Origin of the sequence: Amycolatopsis sp. FBCC-B4732 (assembly GCF_023008405.1) — a bacterium.
Lineage (GTDB): Bacteria > Actinomycetota > Actinomycetes > Mycobacteriales > Pseudonocardiaceae > Amycolatopsis > Amycolatopsis pretoriensis_A.
Window position 1 is genome coordinate 10,055,967 of the sequence record NZ_CP095376.1, and the last position, 21,173, is coordinate 10,077,139.

The 21,173-nt window shown below is 73.6% G+C and carries 13 protein-coding genes; 7 read left to right on the forward strand and 6 right to left on the reverse strand.

Features of this window, described 5'->3' with window-relative positions:
- Window position 1: 1 nt before the first annotated feature.
- Window positions 2-1,603 carry a hypothetical protein gene (locus MUY14_RS46135; protein WP_247019394.1) on the reverse strand — a complete coding sequence of 534 codons (1,602 nt, stop codon included), beginning with the start codon at window positions 1,601-1,603 and terminating at the stop codon, window positions 2-4.
- A 142-nt stretch (window positions 1,604-1,745) separates the two neighbouring features.
- Window positions 1,746-2,105: a VOC family protein gene (locus tag MUY14_RS46140; protein WP_247019396.1), complete on the reverse strand. Its 360-nt coding sequence runs from the start codon at window positions 2,103-2,105 to the stop codon at window positions 1,746-1,748.
- Between the two features lie 260 nt (window positions 2,106-2,365).
- Between MUY14_RS46140 and MUY14_RS46145 the strand changes: the two genes are divergently transcribed.
- Both MUY14_RS46145 and MUY14_RS46150 read left to right on the forward strand, forming a co-directional pair.
- Entirely contained in the window at window positions 2,366-2,560 is a 195-nt protein-coding gene (locus tag MUY14_RS46145; protein WP_247019397.1) for a hypothetical protein, read from the forward strand.
- Window positions 2,561-2,652: 92 nt separating this feature from the next.
- Window positions 2,653-5,262 (forward strand): CHAT domain-containing tetratricopeptide repeat protein, encoded by a 2,610-nt coding sequence (locus MUY14_RS46150; protein WP_247019398.1) that lies wholly within the window; start codon window positions 2,653-2,655, stop codon window positions 5,260-5,262.
- Window positions 5,263-5,621: 359 nt separating this feature from the next.
- Here MUY14_RS46150 and MUY14_RS46155 read toward each other — a convergent pair whose 3' ends face one another.
- The gene (locus MUY14_RS46155) at window positions 5,622-6,620 is read right to left on the reverse strand and encodes an aldo/keto reductase (protein ID WP_247019399.1); all 999 of its coding nucleotides are present in this window, start codon (window positions 6,618-6,620) and stop codon (window positions 5,622-5,624) included.
- A gap of 1 nt (window position 6,621) precedes the next feature.
- Window positions 6,622-7,407 (reverse strand): SDR family oxidoreductase, encoded by a 786-nt coding sequence (locus tag MUY14_RS46160; protein WP_247019400.1) that lies wholly within the window; start codon window positions 7,405-7,407, stop codon window positions 6,622-6,624.
- A 204-nt stretch (window positions 7,408-7,611) separates the two neighbouring features.
- On the opposite strand from MUY14_RS46160, the gene MUY14_RS46165 reads away from it, so the two are divergent.
- Genes MUY14_RS46165 through MUY14_RS46185 form a run of 5 tightly spaced genes read left to right on the forward strand, consistent with a single transcriptional unit; the run spans window position 7,612 to window position 19,370 of the window.
- Window positions 7,612-13,386 carry a type I polyketide synthase gene (locus MUY14_RS46165; protein ID WP_247019401.1) on the forward strand — a complete coding sequence of 1,925 codons (5,775 nt, stop codon included), beginning with the start codon at window positions 7,612-7,614 and terminating at the stop codon, window positions 13,384-13,386.
- Window positions 13,380-17,216: a beta-ketoacyl synthase N-terminal-like domain-containing protein gene (locus MUY14_RS46170; RefSeq protein ID WP_396126671.1), complete on the forward strand. Its 3,837-nt coding sequence runs from the start codon at window positions 13,380-13,382 to the stop codon at window positions 17,214-17,216. The genes MUY14_RS46165 and MUY14_RS46170 overlap by 7 nt, the downstream gene beginning before the upstream one ends.
- Window positions 17,213-17,503, forward strand: coding sequence for a phosphopantetheine-binding protein (locus tag MUY14_RS46175; RefSeq protein WP_247019403.1), 291 nt, complete (start codon window positions 17,213-17,215; stop codon window positions 17,501-17,503). Before MUY14_RS46170 ends, MUY14_RS46175 begins: the two co-directional genes overlap by 4 nt.
- Window positions 17,491-18,267, forward strand: coding sequence for an alpha/beta fold hydrolase (locus MUY14_RS46180; RefSeq protein WP_247019405.1), 777 nt, complete (start codon window positions 17,491-17,493; stop codon window positions 18,265-18,267). Before MUY14_RS46175 ends, MUY14_RS46180 begins: the two co-directional genes overlap by 13 nt.
- Window positions 18,243-19,370 (forward strand): glycosyltransferase, encoded by a 1,128-nt coding sequence (locus MUY14_RS46185; protein WP_247019407.1) that lies wholly within the window; start codon window positions 18,243-18,245, stop codon window positions 19,368-19,370. Before MUY14_RS46180 ends, MUY14_RS46185 begins: the two co-directional genes overlap by 25 nt.
- Here MUY14_RS46185 and MUY14_RS46190 read toward each other — a convergent pair.
- Window positions 19,367-20,200 carry an ABC transporter permease gene (locus MUY14_RS46190; RefSeq protein WP_247019408.1) on the reverse strand — a complete coding sequence of 278 codons (834 nt, stop codon included), beginning with the start codon at window positions 20,198-20,200 and terminating at the stop codon, window positions 19,367-19,369. The two genes, MUY14_RS46185 and MUY14_RS46190, sit on opposite strands and share 4 nt — an antisense overlap.
- Window positions 20,197-21,132 (reverse strand): ATP-binding cassette domain-containing protein, encoded by a 936-nt coding sequence (locus tag MUY14_RS46195; RefSeq protein WP_247019409.1) that lies wholly within the window; start codon window positions 21,130-21,132, stop codon window positions 20,197-20,199. Before MUY14_RS46195 ends, MUY14_RS46190 begins: the two co-directional genes overlap by 4 nt.
- Between the last annotated feature and the right edge of the window lie 41 nt (window positions 21,133-21,173).

Below are 21,173 nucleotides of genomic sequence, written 5' to 3' on the forward strand. Positions count from 1 at the left end.
CTCAGTTGGTCTTCGACGTCGGCAGGTGGGCGCCCAGATAACCGACATACACCCGGCCCGTGCGGTCCGTGTCGTCCAGGAAGTGCAGGCGCGGCGCCGGTGCTTTGAAGCGCTCCAAGGCGATGTGGGCACCGAAGTAGTCGCGGCCCGCCGGGTTGGTGCGGGGGTCGACGCGGAACGTCCTGGCCTGGCGGAGCCGTTCGTTCGTGGTCACCGTGTCGGACTCGGCCAAGGCGATGATGTTGGCGCTGATCAGGGAACCCGGCTGGCCGGTGCGGGCGAACGCGAGGACGTCCGACAGCTCGGGGCCGGGGTCCTGGCCCGCGTCGAGCAGCGACGTGCGCGCGCTCGCGTACGCGTCGAGGGTCCGCAGCGCGTCCCACGCCTTGCGGCGCCAGGCCGCGGCTTTCGGGTGGTGGTCGAGGATCGCGGCCGGCGCCGGTTCCGCCGTGAGCACGAGGTGCGCGAGCGACGCCGCCGCCTTGACCAGCTCGGCGAAGCTGGAGAACTCCTCCGGCGGGCGGCCGGCGGCGGCCACTTCGTCGTCCGCTTCGTGGTGGCGGGCGAGGCGGCCCGCCAGCAACCCGTTGACGCGCCTGAGTTCGTCGCGTTCGGCTTCGGTCTCCTCGAATTCGCGCGCGTAGTCGTCCACCGTCGCCTGCAGCTGCGCGAGCTGCTCGCGCAGGCACCCGACTTCGGTCGCGGAGACGTCCTCGAGCCGGCTGCGCAGCGCCTTCACCTCGCAGGCGTGGCGATCGCGCTCTTCGGCGTGGGCCTTGGCCTTCTTCCGCAGGATCGTGATCACCCGGCGGGCCTCGGCCAGCTCGCGCTCGGCCCGGTCGAGCTTCTCGGTCAGGCCGGCGTCCGGCTCGCGCTCCGGCGAGACGAACGGATCGGCCGCGTACCAGGCCCGCACGCTCGCCACGTCGGCCCACTCCTCCGGCAGCGGCGTCCGGCCGCGCGCCTGGATGAGCTGCGTGATCGCGCCTTCGAGGGCTTCGCCGTTCACCGGGCTGGCCGTCTCGACGAAGTCCGGGAGCTGGTCGCACGGCGGCGCGTACAGCCGCGCGCCCGCCGGGACCGCGCAGCCGAGGGGGACGTTCCGGTTGAGCGTGCGGCGGAAGCGGTCGTCGACGTCGAAGACGTTGACCAGCCCGGCCCAGCCCGCGACCGGCACCGTCGGCGGCTCGGCGAGCACCAGCACCGCCGACGTCCGCCACGGCGCCACCAGCGCCTCGCCCAGCAGGTCGGCGAGGTGGTCGCACTCCTCGCGGGACCAGCCGCGCATGGCCAGCACCGGGGTTTCGATCGGGATTTCGTCGTGGCCGCTCGCGCCCAGCTCCTCCAGCCCGATCCGGTGCGCGGGCGCGACGTGGCAGCTGCGCCACGGCCGCGTGCACGCCGCGGCCAGCAACCACGTCACCCGGTCCTCGCCGGCGCGGTAGCAGAGGGACAGGAATACCTGAACGGAGTAGCGTCCTTCGCCGTCGCCGTAAGCGAATTCGAGGTCGCACCGGCGCGATCCGCCGTCGTCGGACGAGCCGAGATCGGTGACGGTGTAGTCGTCGTGCTGCCGCTGGCGGGTGATCAGCCTGCTGCGCAAGGCGTCCAGGGGGCGTTTTCCTTCGGTGGGGACCAAGCCGTGGTGCCAGATCCGGTGCACCCCCACAGGACTCAACTCCGTTCGCCACGACCAGGACCTGAGCCGAACATAGCGGATCCTGTGACCGGTCGAACGCGGGGCGTCACCTCGTCCAGAGGCAGAACGGGTGCCCGGCGGGATCGAAGCAGACGCGCACGTCGTCCTGCGGCTGGAAGTCCGCGACGACGGCCCCGGCGGCTCGCGCGGTGGCGGTCGCTCCCTCGAGGTCGTCGACTTCGATGTCGAGGTGCAGCTGCATCTGCTGGGTGCCGTCGGCGGGCGGCCAGACGGGCGGCACGTGCCCGGTTTCGAGCTGGAACGACAGCCCGGCGCTCCCGTCGTCCGGCCGCAGCGTCACCCACTCCGGCTCATCGGTCCGGATCGGCCAGCCGAGCAGTGTCGAGTAGAAAGCGGCGAGCGCGCGCGGCTCCGGCGCGCCGAGCACGGTGGAGGTCAGCTTCATGGTCGGGTGGTACCCGCGGATCCGCCCGGAATGCACGTCCGGTGTGGACGTCGTTACAGACTTCACCCTTTAGGACGTTCCCGCCGGGACGTCGAGCCTGTTCACAGCCGGTTGGGCTGACTTTCCGTAGCTAAAACCCTCCCGATCATTGCTCCGTTGTGCAACTATTGGGCCGTTCGCGGGGAGAGGGCCTCGCGACGGGGGACTCACCGTCACGGTCAGCGTCCCCATGCAGATCCCCAGGGGAGAGGAGATCGACCATGTCGACGCCCACAGACACCAAACCGGAAGAGACGCCGGAACCGATCGAGAAGGCCGGCCCGGTGGTCCCGCACCCGGAGCCCGACGAGTACGGCTGGGTCCACCTGGACCACGAGCACATCGCGGTCCCGAAGACCGACGGACCGGTCGTCACGCCGAACTGCGCGCCGCCGTGCTACCAGGTGGCCCGCTGAGCTTCACCAAGATGTGACCGCCCGCCTGCCGATCTTCGACCGGTAGGCGGGCTCCGTTCTGCAACAGCCTGTGCTGTCATAGGGGAGTGCCTGTGACAAAGCTGGACCCGACCGAAGTCATCGTCAGGGTCCGCGAACTCCAGCAGACAGCTTCGGACGTGTCCTGCCTCGGGCGTTTCCACGAAGGTGTCCGCCTGCTCCGCAAGGGGATGGGCCTGCTGGACGGGATGTATCCGGTCGCACCCGAGCACCACACCGACTGGATGGTCACGCGGATCCGGCTCTCCAGCACGCTGGTGGCCCTGACCTCGGAGATCTCCGGTGACTTCAAAGCCGGGCTCGCGGGACTCGACGACATCCGCCGGCTCATCGCCGGCGTCGAGGATCCGGTGGTGCGCGCCGAGCTGAGCGCCGCGCTGGAGCACAACTACGGGGCCCGGCTGATGAGTGTCGGCCGGAACGAAGACAGCCTCGGGTACTTCGCTGCCTCGATGGAACACCGGCGCTACTGGCTCGACCACACCTTGGAAGCCGAGCCCCGCATGGTCGGGCTGGTCCAGACCCTCGCCGCCCGCGGGTGGGTGCACACGAAGCTGGGCAACGTCGCCCAAGCGCGTGAAGACCTGAACCGCGCGATCGAGCTCGCGGAGAAGTTCGAGCTGCGGGCCGACGCGGCCGACGGGCGCCGTTTTCTCGGGACCTTGGCGCTTCGCACCGGTGATGTCCCGGAGGCGCTTCGCCTGTACGAGGTCAGTGAGCGGTCGTACCGGGCCCTCGGCCTCGATGTGCCGTCGCAGCTGAGGCTGGAGCAGGCGGAAGCGCTGCTGGCCGCCGGCCTGGCCGGTGAGGCCGGCGAGCACCTCGACGACCTCGCGGAGTCGATGCGGTCGCAGCCGAGCGTCACCCGGGAACTGGCCTACATCGAACTGCACCGCGCGGAGGCCGCGTTGCTGGCCGACGACCTCGTGCTCGCCAGGCAGATGGCCGGATCCGCCCGGCGCCGGATGCTCAAGGTGGGCTGCCAGACCTGCGCGGGCAACGCGAAGATCATCGGGTTGCAGGCCGATGTCCGGGAGGCGTTGCGCTCCGGGGAGATCCCCGCCGCGCTGCCGAACCGGGCCATCCGGACGGCCGAAACCCTGCCGCTCCCGCGCCTGGCCGAGCAGGCCGCCACCGCGCGGATGCTCGCCGTGCGGCTGGACATCCGGCGGGGCAACCTCAAACGAGCCGCCGAGACGCTCCGCACCGTCCCGCGGCCCGGGCAGCTCACCCCCATCGACTACCGGATGCTGCGGCGCCTTTGCCGGGCCGAGCTCGCCGTCGCGCAGGGGAGCCGGGCGAAGGCGCTCACCGAAATCCGGTCCGGGCTCACCGAACTCGACGCCGTCCGTGACCGGATGGGCGGGCTCGACCTCGTCTCCGGGACCGCGTTGCACGGCCAAGAGCTCGCCGACCTCGCCGTGAAGCTCGTGCTCGAACGCAACGATGCCCGGCGCCTGTTCGTCTGGCTCGAACGCACCCGCGCGCAGACCTACCGGTACGAACCGCTTTCCGCCGGGACCGATCCCGAGCTCGCCGCGAGCGTGGCCGAGGTGCGGGGTCTCGGGCAGGCGATCCAGGAGGCCCAGCACGACGGGCACCCGATCGCCGGGCTGCGGGCCAAGTACAACGAACGGCTGCGGGAGGCCCAGCGGCTCGGGTGGCACACCGGGCGGTGGGGGCGGCCGCGGCCGGTGGCCGGGCTGCACGAAGTCGTCGCGCGGCTCGGGGAGCGGGCCATGATCAGCTTCGCCGCTTCCGGGGACGAGCTCGTCGCCGTCGTCGTGGCCGGCGGCGAGTGCCGGCTCGTGCGGCTCGGGTCGGCCGGGGCCGCCGCGGAGTCCGCGCGGGTGCTCAACGTCGACCTCGACGCGCTCGCGCCGGACAACCTGCCCGAGCGGCTGGCCGAGGTCGTCATGGCGTCCGCGCGCAAGCAGGCCGACAAGATCGACGCGCAGCTCATCCAGCCGCTCGCCGAGCTGTTCGGCGACCGCGAACTGGTCATCGTGCCGACCGGGCCGCTCTACGCCGTGCCGTGGGGCGTGCTGCCGGGGCTGCGGGGACGGCCGACCGTCGTGGCGCCGTCGGCGACCGCGTGGCTCGCCGCCGAGCTCACCACGCTGTCCCGGGCGCGGCGGATCGTGCTCGTCCGCGGGCCCGGGCTGGCGGGGGCGCGCGGTGAGCTGGAGAAGCTGACGACGCACTACCGCACCGCGACGACCATGACCGGCGCCAAGGCCACCGTGAAGTCCGTGTTGCGAGCGATGGACGGCGCGAAGCTCGCGCACTTCGCGGCGCACGGAGCCCACGAGCCGGAGAACGCGCTCTTCTCCCGGCTGGAACTCGCCGACGGCGCCCTCTTCGGCCACGAGATGGCGGGGTTGCGGCAGCCGCCGCGGCAGGTCGTCTTCGCCGCGTGCGAGCTGGCGCTCAACCGGATCCGGCCCGGCGACGAAGCTCTGGGCTTCGCCAGCGCGTTGCTGGCCAGCGGTTCGCGGACGGTGATCGCCCCGCTGTCCCGCGTCGGCGACCTCGCCTCGGCGGCCGCGATGGACGACTACTACCGGGCGCTGGCGGAGCGGGAACGCCCCGCGCTGGCACTGGCCGACGCGATCGCGGTGGACCCGTTCCGCAGGCCGTTCGTCTGCCTCGGGGCGGGTTGAGTGGGTGGGGAGCTGGTCTTGAGGGTGGCGTGAGCTGGGCGTGGTGTCATGAACGGGTCGTTCATGTCGTCGGACGTGGTGAACGACTCGTTCATGACGTCTGGGGGTGGGATGCCTGGTTCGGTCCGGTGTCGCTGGGGTTGGGTTCGCCTCAGGCTGGGGTCGTTCGTGCTGGCTTTGCCGGTGCTCCGGTCGTCGGTGCGGGTTGAGTGGGTGGGGAGCTGGTCTTGAGGTTGGCGTGAGCTGCGTGCGGTGTCATGAACGGGTCGTTCATGTCGTCGGACGTGGTGAACGACTCGTTCATGATGTCCGGGGGCGGGACGTCCGGTCGATCCGGCGCGGCTGGGCTTCGGTCTGCCTCAGGCTGGGGTCGGCCGGCTGGCTTTGCCGGTCGGCGCGGGTTGAGCGGGCGGGGACCACACCAGGCGCGGGTCGGTCTGGACGAAACGGCCGAGGAGGTGGTCGATCCGGGTCAGGACGTCCAGGTCGAGACGGATGCCGGCGGCCTTCGCGTTCTCCGTGACCTGCTCGGGCGTGCTCGCGCCGGCGATCGTCGAAGCGACGCCCTCGTGCTGCAGCGTCCACGCCAGCGCGAGCTGCGCCATCGTCAGGCCGGCGTCGTCGGCGACTCCGCGCAGTAGCGCCACCCGTTCCAGCAGCTCCGGCATCAGCAACGGCCGCGCGTACGCCGGTCCCGCCGCGCGGGAGCCCGCCGGGATGCGGCCGTCGTGGTACTTGCCGGTGAGCACGCCCTGGGCGAGCGGCACCGAAGCGAACTGCCCGACGCCGATCCGGTCGCTCACCGGCATCACCTGGGCCTCCGCGACCCGCCACAGCATCGAGTAGTGCGGCTGGTTGGCGATCAGCGGGACGTCGTAGCGCTGCGCCGCTTCGTGGGCCTGCAGCAGCTGCTCGGCTGTCCACTCCGAAGTGCCGGCGTAGCGGACCTTCCCCTGCCGCACCAGATCCGACAGCGCGAGGAACGTCTCCGCGACCGGGGTGCGGTAGTCGAAGCGCAGCAGCTGGTAGACGTCGACGTGGTCGGTGCGCAGCCGCCGCAGCGAGCCCTCGCACGACGCGATCACGTGCTTGCGGCTCAGCCCGGCGGCGTTGGGGCCCGGGCCCTCCGGCCAGAAGACCCCGGTGCACAGCACCAGTTCGTCGCGGTCCAGTCCGGAAAACACGGCCCCGTAAGCCTCTTCGGCCGCGCCGCCGTCCCACGCCGCCGCGGTGTGGAACGTCGTGACGCCGGCGTCCAGCGCCGCGGTGACGCAGCCGGGTTCGCCGTGCGTCAGCCAGTTGCCGTACGCGATCTCGCTGACGGCGAGCCCGCTCGCGCCGAGCCTGCGGTACTCCACTTCAGCCTCCCACGGCCATCTCGTCGATCCACGCGTCGACCGCGCTCGCCTTGCGCGCGAACGATTCCCGCACGGACTCGTGCGGCAGGATCAGGAACTCCTCCTTGCCGAGCCCGTGCACGACCGCCTCGGCGACGTCCTCGGGCTCGAGCAGCGGCGCCAGCGCCGCGATGGCCAGCGCGGCCGGGTGACCGGCGGCGATGCCGGGTTCGAGCAGTGCCGTGCGGACGCCGAGCGGGCACAGCGCGCTGACCCGGATCCCGCGCGGCCGGTAGGTGATCGCCAGCCACTCGGCGAGGCCGACGGCCGCGTGCTTGGTGACCGAGTACGGCGCGTCGCCCGGGGTGCCGAGCAGGCCGGCGGCCGACGCCGTGATCAGCAGGTAGCCCTCGCCGCGCGCGAGCATCGCGGGCAGCACCGCCTGCGCGGCGTGCACGTGCTGCAGCACGTTGAGCTCCCAGGACTTCTGCCACTGCTCGTCGGCGGCGTGCACGCCGGTGCCGAACGCCGCCCCGGCGTTGGCGCAGAACAGGTCCACCGGGCCGAACTCGTCCCGCGCGGTCGTGACCAGCGCTTTCAGGTCCTTTTTGGACGTCGCGTCGGCGGCCGCCGCGACGGCCCGGCCGCCCGTGGTGGTGATCTCGTCCGCCACCTGGGCGGCGCCGGCCTCGTCGACGTCCGACACCACCACGCCCGCCGCGCCCTCGGCGGCGAAGCGACGGGCCATCGCGGCCCCGATCCCGTGGGCCGCGCCGGTCAGCACGACGACCCGTCCAGTCAGTTCCACGCGGGCTCCAGGTATTTCGGTGTCGAATTGTCACTTGCGTGCGGGAATTGCATTCCGAGATTGCGATCCAGGTGATAAAAGTGCTGGTCAGGGCCATGATCGTGGGGCGCTCTCGCTTTCGTACCCTAGCACGAGTATTGCTTTTAACCGGTCCGGTGCGTTATTTCTGAAGATCGCCACACCCCGCGCTCAGGAGGTCCGACGATGGCCGAGCTCGTCCCGCCGTCGCACGTTCGACGGCTGCGTTGCCTGGGCGTCGGCGACCCGGACGCCGTAGCCGCGGTCGCCCGCGGTGGCGGCCTCGGCGTGCTCGACGGCGCCGATCCGGCGGCCGTGGCTCTGGTCGCGGCCCGGGTCCGCGTGCCCTACGCTGTGCGCACGGACGGCCCGCTGCCCGCCGGCGCGGCCTTCGCCGTCCGGACGAAAGCGCCGTGGGCGGGTGCGCTCGCCGAAGTCGGTGACGTGACCACGGCTGCCGAGGCGTTGCGCGGTGGTGCGCTGGGACTGGTCGCGCGCGGTGGCGAGCTGAGCGACTTCGTTCTGCTGCAACAGCTCCTGAGCATCTTCGACGTGCCGGTGTGGGGGACGGTGGCCGGACCGCGGACCGCCGTCGGCGCGCTGGCGGGCGGTGCGGCCGGCGTGGTCACGAAGTCCACAGTGGAATTGAACGCTGTGGAATCGGACGTGCGCCGGATCACCGGTGCCGCCGTGCCCGCGGTGCCGCCGCCGGACCGGCTGCTGCGGACGCTGGGCACCGCGCTCCCGGTGGTCCAGGGCCCGATGACGCGGGTGAGCGACCAGCCCGGGTTCGCGGCCGCGGTCGCCGACGCCGGCGGGTTCCCGTTCGTCGCCGTGGCCACCGCGAACGGCGCGCGCACCACCGAACTCCTGAGCCGCACCGCCGAGTTGCTCGGCGACCGGCCGTGGGGCGCGGGGATCCTCGGCTTCGTCCCGGACGACCTGCGGGCCGCGCAGCTCGCCGCGATCCGGGCCGCCCGGCCGCGGTGCGTGCTGATCGCGGGCGGGAAACCCGGGCAGGCCAGGGCTTTGGAGGCCGAGGGGATCGCGACCTTCGTGCACGTGCCGTCGCCGATCCTGCTCGGCCAGTACCTCGACGCCGGGGTCCGCCGGTTCGTCTTCGAGGGCGCCGAATGCGGCGGGCACGTCGGCCCGCGCCCGAGTTTCGAGCTGTGGGAGGAACAACTGGCGGTGCTCGGCGCGGCCAAGGACGTCGAAGTGCTGTTCGCCGGCGGCATTCACGACGCCCGGTCCGCCGCTGTGGTCCGGGCGATGGCCGCGCCGCTCGACGCCGTCGGCGTGCTGATGGGCACTGCGTACCTCTTCACCGAAGAAGCCGTGACGCACGGCGCGATCACGGATCTGTTCCAGCGGCGGGCGATCGAAGCCGGCACCACCGTCACTCTGGAGACCGCGCCGGGTCACCGCACACGCTGCCTGCCGAGCCCGTACACCGCGGAATTCGAGCAGGTCAAAGCGAACCTGCGGGACGTGCCCGCGCAGGAGGCCTGGCAGCGGCTGGAGGAGCTGAACACCGGACGGCTGCGCGTCGCGAGCAAGGGCGTCCGCCACGGCGGGGTGGTGGTCGACGAGGAAACCCAGCTCGCCGAAGGGATGTTCATGGCGGGGGAGGTCGCCGTGCTGCGCGACCGCCGGACGACGATCGCGCAGCTGCACCGTGAGGTCACGGCCGGGAAACCGTTCACCCGCCTGGAAGAACCCGTCCCGGCGGAGGCCACCGGGGACATCGCCGTAATCGGGATGGCCTGCACGTTCCCGGGCGCCCCGGACCTCGAAGCGTTCTGGTCCAACATCTTGCGCGGCGAGGACGCCGTCACCGAGGTGCCGCCGGAGCGCTGGGACCCGGAAGTCTACTTCGGACAGTCGACGTCGAAGTGGGGCGGCTTCCTGCCGCCGGTGGCCGTCGACCCGCTCGACTTCGGCATCCCGCCGTCCGCGATGGGCAGCATCGACCCGGCCCAGCTGGTGTCGCTGGAGACCGCCCGCCGGGCACTGGAAGACGCCGGGTACGCCGGGCGCGACTTCGACCGCGAGCGCACGAGCGTCGTGTTCGGCGCGGAAGCGGGTGGCGACCTCGCCAACGCGGGCACCCTGCGGTCCCTGCTCGACGGCTACCTCGACGAGGTGCCGCCCGAACTCCTCGCGCAGCTGCCCGAACCCACCGAGGACACCTTCCCCGGCACGCTCGCCAACGTCATCTCCGGCCGGATCGCCAATCGGCTCGACCTCGGCGGCGCGAATTACACCGTGGACGCCGCCTGCGGTTCGTCCTTGGCCGCACTGGACCTGGCCACCAAGGAACTGCGCGCCGGCACGAGCGAACTGGTCCTCTGCGGCGCGGTCGACCTGCACAACGGCATCCACGACTACCTCATGTTCACCTCGGCGGGCGCGCTCTCGCCGACCGGCCGCTGCCGCCCGTTCGACGCCGCCGCCGACGGGATCGCGCTCGGCGAGGGCGTCGCGTGCCTGGTGCTCAAGCGGCTCGCCGACGCCGAGCGCGACGGCGACCGGATCTACGCCGTGGTCAAGGGCGTCGGCGCGGCCAGCGACGGCAAGGCGCTCGGCCTGACGGCGCCCCGCCCGGAAGGCCAGTACCGCGCTCTCGAACGCGCCTACCGCGACGCCGGGGTGTCCCCGGTGGACGTCGGGCTCGTCGAGGCGCACGGCACGGGCACGGTCGTCGGGGACGCGACCGAACTGCGCACGCTGACCGGGTTCTTCGCCGACGCCGGTGCCGCGCCCGGCAGCTGCGTGCTCGGGTCGGTCAAGAGCCAGATCGGGCACACGAAGTGCGCGGCCGGGCTGGCCGGCCTGATCAAGGCGGCGCTGTCGCTCTGGCACGAGGTCGTCCCGCCGACGTTGCACCTGAGCCGGCCGAACGCCGCCTGGGACCCGGCGGCCAGCCCGTTCACGTTCACCACCGCGGCCCGGCCGTGGGCCGAGCCGGCCCGGCTGGCCGGGGTCAGCGCGTTCGGCTTCGGCGGCACCAACTTCCACGCCGTGCTCGGGGCCGGCCCGGTCGCCCCGGACCGCAGCCACGGCCCGCGCGACTGGTCCGAAGGCGCCGAGAAAGCCCTTGCCGGGATCCGGCGCGCCGACGCCGACCCGGGGAAGATCGCGTTCCTCTTCCCCGGGCAGGGCAGTCAGCGCCCCGGCATGCTCGCCGAGCTGTTCGTGCACTTCCCGGAGCTGGCCGAGCCGCTGAAGCTCGCCCCCGACGTCGCCGGGAAAGCGTTCCCGCCGCGGGTGTTCGACACCGGCGCCGACCAGGAGCAGGAGAAAGCCCTTACCGACACGCAGGTGGCGCAGCCCGCGCTCGGGCTCGTCGAAACCGCGGTCGCCCGGCTGCTGGCGCAGGTCGGTGTCCGTCCGGACTTCCTGGCCGGGCACAGCTACGGCGAGCTGGTCGCGCTGTCGGTCGCCGGCGCGTTCGACAGCGAGACGCTGCTGCGGCTCAGCCGGGCTCGCGCGCGGGCCATCGCCGACGTCGCCGAGCCCGGCGCGATGGCCGCGGTCAAGGCACCGCGGGACGCGCTGACCGCCACCCTGATCGGCCCGGACGTCGTGGTGGCCAACCACAACGCGCCCGAGCAGGTCGTCCTCTCCGGCTCGGTGGCCGCGGTCGAACGCGCGATCCGGCGGCTGCGGGAGACCGGGTTCGCCGCCAAGCGGATCCCGGTCGCCTGCGCGTTCCACAGCCCGCTGGTCGCCGCCGCGGGCGACGTCTTCGCCGCGGCACTCGCCGGGGAGTCCGTCGTGGACCCGAAGCTGCCGGTGTGGGCGAACCGCACCGCGGCGCCCTACGGCGACGACGTCAAGGCCGAACTCGCCGCCCAGATCGGCGCCCCGGTCCGGTTCCTCGACCAGATCGAGTCGATGTACGCGGCGGGCGCGCGGACGTTCGTCGAGGCCGGGCCCGGCCGGGTGCTGTCCCGGCTGGTCGCGGAGATCCTCGGCGACCGCCCGCACACCGTCGTCGCCTGCGGTCCCGGCCTCGACGGCTTCCTGGCCGCGTTGGCGGCGCTCGCCGCCGCCGGGGTCGACGTCCGCACCGATCGCCTCCGGCGCGCGCGGCCCCCGGCGCCTTCCCCCACCGCCTGGGCCGTGGACGGGCGCTCCGCCCGCGCACCCGGCGCCGAAGTCCCCGCTTTGCCCCCGGCCCGACGAATCCGGAGTACCGCCATGACCCAGCCCGCTCCCGGCCGCGACCAGGCGGTCGTCGACTTCCTGCGCACCACTCGCGAACTCGTTGCGGCGCAACGGGAAGTGATGCTCGGCTACCTCGGCAGCACACCCGTCCCGGCGCCCGCGCCCGCGATCGCTCCGGCTCCGGTACCGGTGGTGCACGCGGAACCCGAACCGGAACCCGAACCGGTGGCCGAACCGCCGGCCGACGTCCTGGGCACGGTGATCGGCGTGATCAGCGAGCGCACCGGCTACCCGGCCGAGATGATCGCCGGTGACCTCGACCTCGAAGCCGACCTGTCGATCGACTCGATCAAGCGCACCGAAATCGCGGGCACGCTGCTGTCCCGGCTGGGGCTCCCGGCCGACGACCGGACCGACCAGCTCAGCCGCGACCGGACGGCCGACGCGCTGACCGCGCACCTGGAGAGCTGGCTGAACCCCACGCCGGCGGCCACCGCGCCGACCCGGTACCGGCTCGACCGGGTGCCGGTGCCGCTCGACCCGGATCCCGCGCGGCTGCAGGGGAAGTCCGTCGCGGTGGTCGGTGACGACCCTGCCGTGGCGGCCGCGTTCGCCGCGGCCGGGGCGGCGGTCGTCGCCGGGGACGCGGACATCACCGTGCTCCTCGCCCGTGACCTGACGGACGTGTTCGCCCGGCTCAAGGCGCTGCGGGGGACCGTGCTCGTGGCGGCCGCGCCGGACGCGGTGCCGGGGCTGCGCGGCCTGGTCCGGTCCGCCGCGCTGGAACGCGACGGCGGCACCCGGCTCGTCGAGGTCACGCAGGACGTCGCCAAGGTGCTGGTCGACGAGGCCCTCAGCGACGGGCCGTCGGTGGTCGGGCACGACGACCGCGGTCGCTTCACGATCGAACCCCGGCCCGCCGGCCTCGGCTCGATCGCCTACTCCGGCGCCGGGCCGGGCGGCGGCGAACTCGCCGCGCTGGGCCTGGGCCCGGACTCCGTGGTCCTCCTGATCGGCGGCGCCCGCGGGATCACCGCCCGCGCGGCCGTCGCGTTCGCCGCCGCCGGCGGCCGGATCGAACTCGCCGGCCGCACGCCGTGGCCGGGCGAGCCGGACGACCTGCCCGCCGACCCCGCCGCGATGCGGGCGGTGCTGGCCGGGCGCGGGGGTTCGGTGGCCGACATCGAACGCCGGGTGCGGACCGTGCTGGCCCAGCGCGAGATCGGGCGCACGCTCGACGAGGTGCGCGCGGCCGGCGGCGACCCCGCCTACCGGTCGCTCGACGTGCGGGACCCCGAAGCCGTGCACCAGCTGGCCAAGGAGCTCGGCGGGCGGATCGACGGCGTCGTGTTCGCCGCGGGCGTCATCGACGACAAGCTCATGGCGGACAAGGACGAGCGGTCGTTCCGGACCGTCTTCGAGACCAAAGTGGACGGGGCGCGCACCCTGCTCGCCGCGCTGGCGGAGACCGGCGCCGAGCCCGGGTTCGTCACCTTCTTCGGCAGCATCGCCGCGGTGCTCGGCAACCGCGGCCAGACCGACTACGCCGCCGCGAACGACGCGCTGGAGTCGCTGGCGAGGACCTGCCCGGGCCGCGCGGTGACCGTCCACTGGGGACCGTGGGCCCCCGCGGCCGACCACGGCGGCATGGTCTCGCCGGAGCTGGCGCGCGAGTACGAACGCCGGGACGTCGGCCTGCTCGACGCGGACGAGGGCGTCGCGGCGCTGCTGCGCGAACTCGCCTACGGCACGGACCGCGCGGTGCTGTACACGGCGTCGTTGTGGTGAGCCAGGAGCCGGTGGCGATCGTCGGGCTGGGCGTGTTCCTGCCCGGAGCGTCCACTGTGGACCAGTACTGGCGGAACCTGGTGGCGGGCACCGACGCCGTCACCGAGATCCCGCCGCACCGCCGCGACCCCGCGTTCCACGGCCACGGCGGCAGCGCGCCCGACCGGACCCACGGCCGCCGCGGCGGCTTCACCGCGGAGACCCTGGACTTCGACCCGGTCGCGCACGGCGTGCCGCCGACGTCGCTCGAGGGCACCGAGCCGGACCAGCTGACGGCGCTGGCCGTCGCGGTGGCGGCGGTCGGGGACGCCGGCGGTCTCGGCCGGCTCGGCGACCCCGAGCGGATCGGCGTCGTGCTCGGCCGCGGCGGGTACCTTTCGCCCGGGCTGCAGGGCTTCGACCAGCGCGTCCGCACCGTCCGGCAGATCACCCGCACGGTCGGCGAGCTGCTGCCTTCGGCCGGCCAAGACGTCCTCGACCGGCTGCGGACCGCGTTGCTGGAACCCCTCGGCGAGTTCCGGCCGGAGACCGCGGCCGGGCTGGTGCCGAACCTCGCCGCGGCCCGCGTCGCGAACCGGCTCGACCTCGGCGGCCCGGCGTACACGGTGGACGCCGCGTGCGCGTCCTCGCTGGTCGCGGTCGACCAGGCGATCGGCGAGCTGACCCGCGGCCGCTGCGACGCCGTGCTGGCCGGCGGGGCGCACCAGACGCAGGACGACACGCTGTGGGCGCTGTTCACCCAGCTCGGCGCGCTGTCGCCGAGCCAGCGGATCAGCCCGCTCTCCCGCGCCGCCGACGGCCTGCTCATCGGCGAGGGCACCGCGATCGTCGTGCTCAAGCGGCTGGCCGACGCCCGCCGCGACGGCGATCGCGTGTACGCCGTGATCCGCGGCAGCGGCACGTCGAGCGACGGGCGGGGCGCGAGCCTGCTCAGCCCGTCCGTCGCCGGGCAGACCCTCGCCCTGCGGCGCGCGTGGGACGGGCTGGACCCGGCGGAGATCGGCCTGCTCGAAGCGCACGGCACGGCCACGCCCGCGGGCGACGCCGCCGAGCTGACCACCGTCGCCGACGTCTTCGGCCAGGCGAGCGAGTCGCGATCGGTGATCGGCTCGGTCAAGTCGATGATCGGGCACACGCTGCCGACCGCCGGGGTCGCCGGGCTCGTCAAGGTCGCGCTCGCGCTGCACCACGGGGTCCTGCCGCCGACGCTGCACTGCGCCGACCCGAACCCGCTGCTGGACAAGACCCGGTTCCGGGTGCTGGCCGAGGCCGAGCCGTGGGGTGACCTGCCGCGCGTGGCCGCGGTCAACGCCTTCGGCTTCGGCGGGGTGAACGCGCACGTCGTGCTCGAAGCCGCGGACCCGGCGCCGAAGCGGCGGGTCCGCGTCGACGAGCCGGAACGCGTGCTGCGGCTGGCCGCGGCGACGCCGGAAGCGCTGCTGGAGCAGCTCGACGAGCCCGGCGGGGGCGACGGGCCCTGCCGGCTCGGGATCGTCGGCGCGGACGAGCGCAAGCTGGCCACGGCCCGCCGCGTGCTCGCGAAGGTGACGGCCGAAGGCCGGTCGTGGCACGGCGGTGGCGACGTCTGGTGCAGCCTCGACCCGTTGCTGCCGGGCGGGAAGACCGCCTTCCTCTACCCGGGCCTGGAGGCCGGCGCCGAGCCGCGCCTCGACGACGTGGCCGGGCACTTCGGCCTCGACCGTCCACAGTGGTCGACGGCGACCGTGCCCGCGCGGGCCACCAGCGTGTCGTCGACCGGGCTGCTGCTCGACCACGCCCTGCGGCGGCTGGGGATCCGCCCGGACGCGCTCGCCGGGCACAGCGCGGGCGAGTGGACGGCCATGCAGGCCGCCGGGATGTACCGGGCCGAGCCGGACCTGCTGGAGCGGTACTGGCCCGGCGGGTTCGAGCTGCCCGAAGCGGACTACCTGGTGCTGGGCTGCGCTGCCGCGCGGGTGACCGAGCTGCTCCCCGGCGACCTCGTGATCTCGCACGAGAACGCCGCGCGGCAGACCATCGTGTGCGGCCCGCCGGACGCCGTCGCGGAGTTCGCGGTGACCTGCCGCGGGCTCGGCATCGTGGCCCGGACGCTGCCGTTCCGGTCCGGCTTCCACACGCCGCTGCTGGAACCGCACCTCGCGCCGTTCGCGCGGCTGGTCGCGGACCTGGACCTGCTGGCGCCGGCGGTGCCGGTGTGGTCGGCGACGACGGCGCGGCCGTACCCGTCGGCCGCGGCCGACGTCCGCCGGCTCTACCTCGACCACCTGCTGCGCCCGGTCCGGTTCCGGCAGCTGACCGAGGCGCTGCACGACGCCGGGTTCCGGGCGTTCGTGCAGGTCGGCGCCGGGCAGCTCGGCTCGTTCGTCACCGACACCCTCGGCGAGCGGCGGCACCTGGTCGTCGCGGCCGCATCCGGCACCCGGCCCGGGCTCGCGCAGCTGCGGCGGGTCGCGACCGCGTTGTGGACCGAGGGCGGCGACCCCGACTTCGCGGCGCTGGAACCGCGGCGGATCCGGCTCAACACCGGGAAACCCCTGCTGTCGCTGGGGGAATCTGCCCGCGGACTGCTGGACACCGCGGCGCCGCCGGAGCTGCCGGCGGGCGTGCCGGACGCGATCGTGGCCGAGTTCACCGCGCTGCTCACCGAAACCCGCCGGACCGCGGCGGACGTCGTCGCGGCGGCCGCGCGCCGGCGGGTCGAGTCCACTGTGGACGTCTCGCTCGACGCGATGCCGTACCTGCGCGACCACCGGTTCTTCCGGCAGCGCGACGGCTGGCCCGACGAGGCCGACTTCCGGCCGGTGGTGCCCGCGACGACGCTGGTCGACCTCGCCTGCCGGGCCGTCGAACGCACCTGGCCGGGCACGAAGGCGGTGGCCGTGCGGGACGCGGTGTTCTCGCGCTGGCTGATCGCCTCGCCCGCCCGGCGGGTGCCGTTGTCGCTGAGCCGCGAGGGCGACCGCGTCACCGTCGAGATCGGACCGTACGCGCTGCTGACCGTCGAGGTCGGAGTGTTCGCTCCACCGCCGTCGCGGGCCGCCGTGCCCGGGCCGGAGACCGCGCCGCCGTTGAGCGCGGCCGAGATCTACGAGCGGCGCGAGATGTTCCACGGCCCGGCGTACCAGGGCCTGGCCCGGCTGACCGGCCTCGGCGAGCAGCACATCCGCGGCGAACTGGTCGTGCCGTCCGCGCCCGGCGGGCTGCTCGACAACGTCGGCCAGCTGCTCGGCTGCTGGCTGATGGCGACCCGGTCCGACGACCTCCTCGCGTTCCCGCGCTCGATCGGCAGGCTCACCTGGCACGGGCCGGAACCCGGGCCGGGGACGCGGCTGGAGTGCCTGGTGCGCGTCCGGCTGCCGCGGCCCGAGGTCCTCGAGATGGACGCCGAGCTGGTGCGGGACGGGCAGGTGCTGGCGAGCATCGAAGGCTGGCGGGACGTGCGGTTCCCGTGCGACCGCGCGGCCCACCGCGTCTACGCCTTCCCCGCGGAGAACCTGCTGTCCGAACGGCGGGAGGACGGCTCGGTCGCGGTCACCGACCGCTGGCCGACGGTCGCCGCGCGGGACATCTACGCCGGGATCTACCTCAGCGCGGAGGAACGGGCCGAGTTCGCCGCCGTGCCCCCGCGGCAGCAGCGCGGCTGGCTGCTGCGGCGCATCGCCGCCAAGGACGCCGTCCGGGCCCGGCTCGCCGAACCCGTGTACCCGGCGGAAATCCGCGTCCACGACGACGGCACGGTGTCCGGCAGGCACCGGGACCTGCCGAGTTCCGCCGTCACGGTCGAGCTGACCGGGGAGACCGCCATCGCACACCACAGGAGCACGCCATGACCACCGACCACGCGTCCGCGACGTTCGACGTCGTCGCCGAGCTGCTCGCCGAGCTCGTCGGCGACGCCGAGGTACTCGGCATCGAGATCACGCCCGACACGACGTTCCACGAGGACCTGCAGCTGGAGAGCATCGACCTGGTGACCTTCGCGAGCATCCTCGCCGAGCACTTCGGCGCCGACGTCAACCTCGCCGAACACCTGGCGGAGAAGGACCTCGACGACGTCATCGGCCTGACCGTCGGCGACATCGCCCGGTTCGTGGGGGAGCGCACGTGCCCACGATGACCGTCAACGGGCTGCGCACGAACGTGCAGCTCGTCCCCGCCGGCGGCACCGAGACCGTGGTGTTCCTGCACGGCATGGGCACCGACAGCCTGGCCAGCTTCTACCTGACGCTGGCGCCGCCGGTCGCGGCCGCGGGCATCGACGTGATCAGCTACGACCTGCGCGGGCACGGCAAGACCGAGCGCCCGGTGCACGGGTACACGCTCGGGGACTTCGTCGCCGACCTCGACGACCTGCTGGTGCAGCTGGCCGTCGACCGGCCGGTGCACCTGGTGGGCAACAGCTTCGGCGGCACGCTCGCCTACAGCTACGCCGTGGCGAACCCTTCGCGGGTCCGCAGCATCGTGTGCATCGAGTCCGAGCCGGCGACCGAGGTGTGGGCGGGCAAGATGAGCGAGATCCTCGCGCACACCATGCGGTTCCTGCAGGTCGAGGAGAGCTTCGACTGGATCGAGGCGAACTTCAGCGCACACCACCGGCGGCTGGCGCGGCTGGCGGCCGAGCGGATCACCTCGACGAAGATGGCCGAGGAGGTGCCGCTCGGGCCGTTGCTGACGTGGGACCAGGTGGCGGCGATCGGCTGCCCGGTGCTGTCCATCCTGGGCAGTCACGGCTACCAGGCCGACGACCTCGAAGCCTTGACGTCGTTGCTGCCGAACGGTGAGCTGCACGTCTTCGAGGGGCAGGGGCACTCGGTGCTGGTGGAGCAGCACCGCGAGGTGCGCGAGCTGGTGCTCAAGTGGATCGATCGGCACGCGGCGTGAAGTTCCTGCTGGTCGTCCCGCCGCTGGCCGGGCACGTGGCGCCGTTGCTCGGGGTGGCTTCGGTGCTGGAGGCGCGGGGGCACTCCGTGGCCTGGTGCGGCCCGGTGCCCGCACTGTCCACAGTGGTCCCCGGCCGGGTCTTCCCGGCCGGGGACTCCGCGCCGTTCTCGCTGGCGCTTCGGCCACCGGAGCTGCGCGGGTTCGCGGCGCTGAAGTACCTGTGGGAGTCCTACCTGGTGCCATTGGCGGACGCGATGGTGCCCGGCGTGCTGGCGGCCGTCGCCGTGTTCGAGCCGGACGTCGTCGTGGTGGACCAGCAGGCGATGGCGGGCGCCCTGGTGGCCGCGCGGTGCGGGCTGCCGTGGGCGACGTCGGCGTCGACGTCGACCGAGCTGGCCGACCCGCTGGGCTCGCTGCCGAAGATCGCGTCCTGGGTGGACGACCTGCAGGCGGGGTTGCGCGCCCGGCACGGCGTGCTGCTCGGCGACCTGAGGTTCTCTCCGCACCTGGTGCTGGCGTTCACGACCCGGGCACTGGCCGGCGAATCCCGGCTGGCGGTGCCGGTGTCCTACGTCGGCCCGGCGCTGCCTTCAGCGCCCGGTGAGTGGTCCCCTGTGGACGATCGGCCGCTGGTCGTGGTGACGCTGGGGACGTCGAACGCGGCGGCCGGGGCGCGGTTCCTCGCCGAGAGCGTGGACGCGCTGGCCGGGATGCCGGACGTGCAGGGGCTGGTGGTGGATCCCTCCGGGCGCCTGATCAGTGAAAGTGTCGCGCTGGCCCGGCGGATCCCGCAGGTGGCGGTGTTCGCGCGCGCGTCGGTGGTGGTCTGCCACGGCGGGCACAACACGGTGTGTGAAGCGCTTTCCGCCGGGGTCCCGCTGGTGGTGGCACCGATCCGGGACGACCAGTCGATGCTGGCCCAGCAGGTGGTCACGGCGTCGGCGGGCGTGCGGGTGCGGTTCGACCGTGCGAAGGCGGGCGATCTCCGGCGGGCGATCGAAGCGGCCGGGGAGTACCGGCCTGGGGCCGAGGAGATCCGGGAGTCGTTCGAGGCCGCGGGTGGCGCGGAGGAAGCGGCAACCCACCTGGAGGCACTGGGTTAGCCGCGATTGCGGAAGGTGCGGGCGGCCAGGGTCGAGCCCGCCACCGCGGCCACCGCCGCGATCACCAGGGCCGTCAGCACCGACCAGCCGATCGGGCGGGCCAGTGCCAGCGCGCGGGTCGCGTCGATCGCGTACGTCAGCGGGTTGACCGCCGAGACCGCCCGGACCCATGCCGGCATCGTGTCCAGCGGCATGTACGCGCTCGAGGAGAACATCAGCGGGAACATCACCACGAACGACGCCGCCTGCAGGGTTTCCGCCTTGCGCAGCCACGTCGTGATCGCGACGAACACCCAGCTCAGGCACCAGCCCACCACCAGCGTCAGCAGCAGCGCCAGCCCGAGGCCCAGCACGCCGCCCGCCGGGCGGAAGCCGAGGAACAGCACGCTCGCCAGCGCCGTCACCACCAGCTGGACGGCCAGCCGCGCGGAGTCGGCCAGGGTGCGGGCGACCAGCACCGAGACCAGCGAGATCGGCAGGCAGCGGAGCCGGCCGGTGAAGCCGCCGTAGATCTCCGCCAGCAGGCCCGCGCCCGAGCTCATCGCCGTCGTCATCGCGATGTTCACCAGCGTCGCCGGCACCAGGAAGTTCACGTAACCCTGGTACGCCGCCACGCCCGGCAGGGCGCCGACGCCGCTGAACACCTGGCTGAACAGCAACAGCAGGACCACCGGCTGCAACAGTCCGAAGAAGACCAGCCGCCGGTCGCCGAACGCCGTGCGCAGCGAACGGCCGGCCAGCACGCGGACCTGCGTCCAGAAGCCGGATTCCGGCCACGCCGTGGGATCGCCGAGCGCGGAGACGGCCGCCCGGTGCCGTGCCTGCGTCACCAGCCGACCGCCGTCCGGTGCAGGGACAGGTAGACGTCGTCGAGCGTCGGCTCGGTCACCGTCAGGTCCCGCAGCGGCGCGCCCGCCGTGTCGAGCGCGCGCACCAGCACGGGGATGTCGCCGGGCCCGGTCAGCGGCACGGCGAGGACGAGCCCGGTGCGCCCGGCCGCCATTCCCAAGCGGGACAACGCGTCCACGGCCCGCTGCAGCGCCAGCTCGGTGCCGAACGTCAGCGTCGCCGTCCGGTTGCCCAGGCGCCCCTTGAGCTGCGCCGGCGTCCCGGACACCGTGATGTGCCCGAGGCCGAGGACGACGACGTGGTCGGCCAGCCGGTCGGCCTCTTCGAGGTACTGGGTGGTGAGCACGACGGTCGTGCCGCGCGCCGCGAGCCCTTCCACGATCGACCACAGCCCGGACCGGCTCACCGGGTCCAGCCCGGTCGTCGGTTCGTCGAGGAACAGCACCTGGGGCGCGCCGACGAGGCCCGCGGCCAGGTCCAGCCGCCGCCGCATGCCGCCGGAATACGTGCCGGCCCGCCGGTCGGCGGCGTCTTCGAGGCCGAAGGACGCGATCAGCTCGGCGGCCCGCGCCTGCGCCTGCCGCGGTTTCGCGCCCAGCAGCCGCGCGATCAGCACGAGGTTCCCGCGCCCGGACAGGGCGTCGTCGACCGCGGCGAACTGGCCGGTCACCCCGATCCGCCGCCGGACCGCGCGCCCGCGTTGCACGACGTCGTAGCCGCACACGCGGGCCGTGCCCGCACTCGGCCGGACGCGGGTGCTGAGGATGTCGATCAGCGTGGTCTTCCCGGCGCCGTTGTGGCCGAGGACCGCCAGCACCGCGCCGCGGGCGACGGTCAGGCTGATCCCGGCGAGCGCGGTGACTTCGCCGTACTGCTTCGCGAGGTCGGTCACGGCGATGACCGGCTGGTTCATGGCCGCTCCTTCCCCTACTTTCGGAAAAGGTAACGGGACGC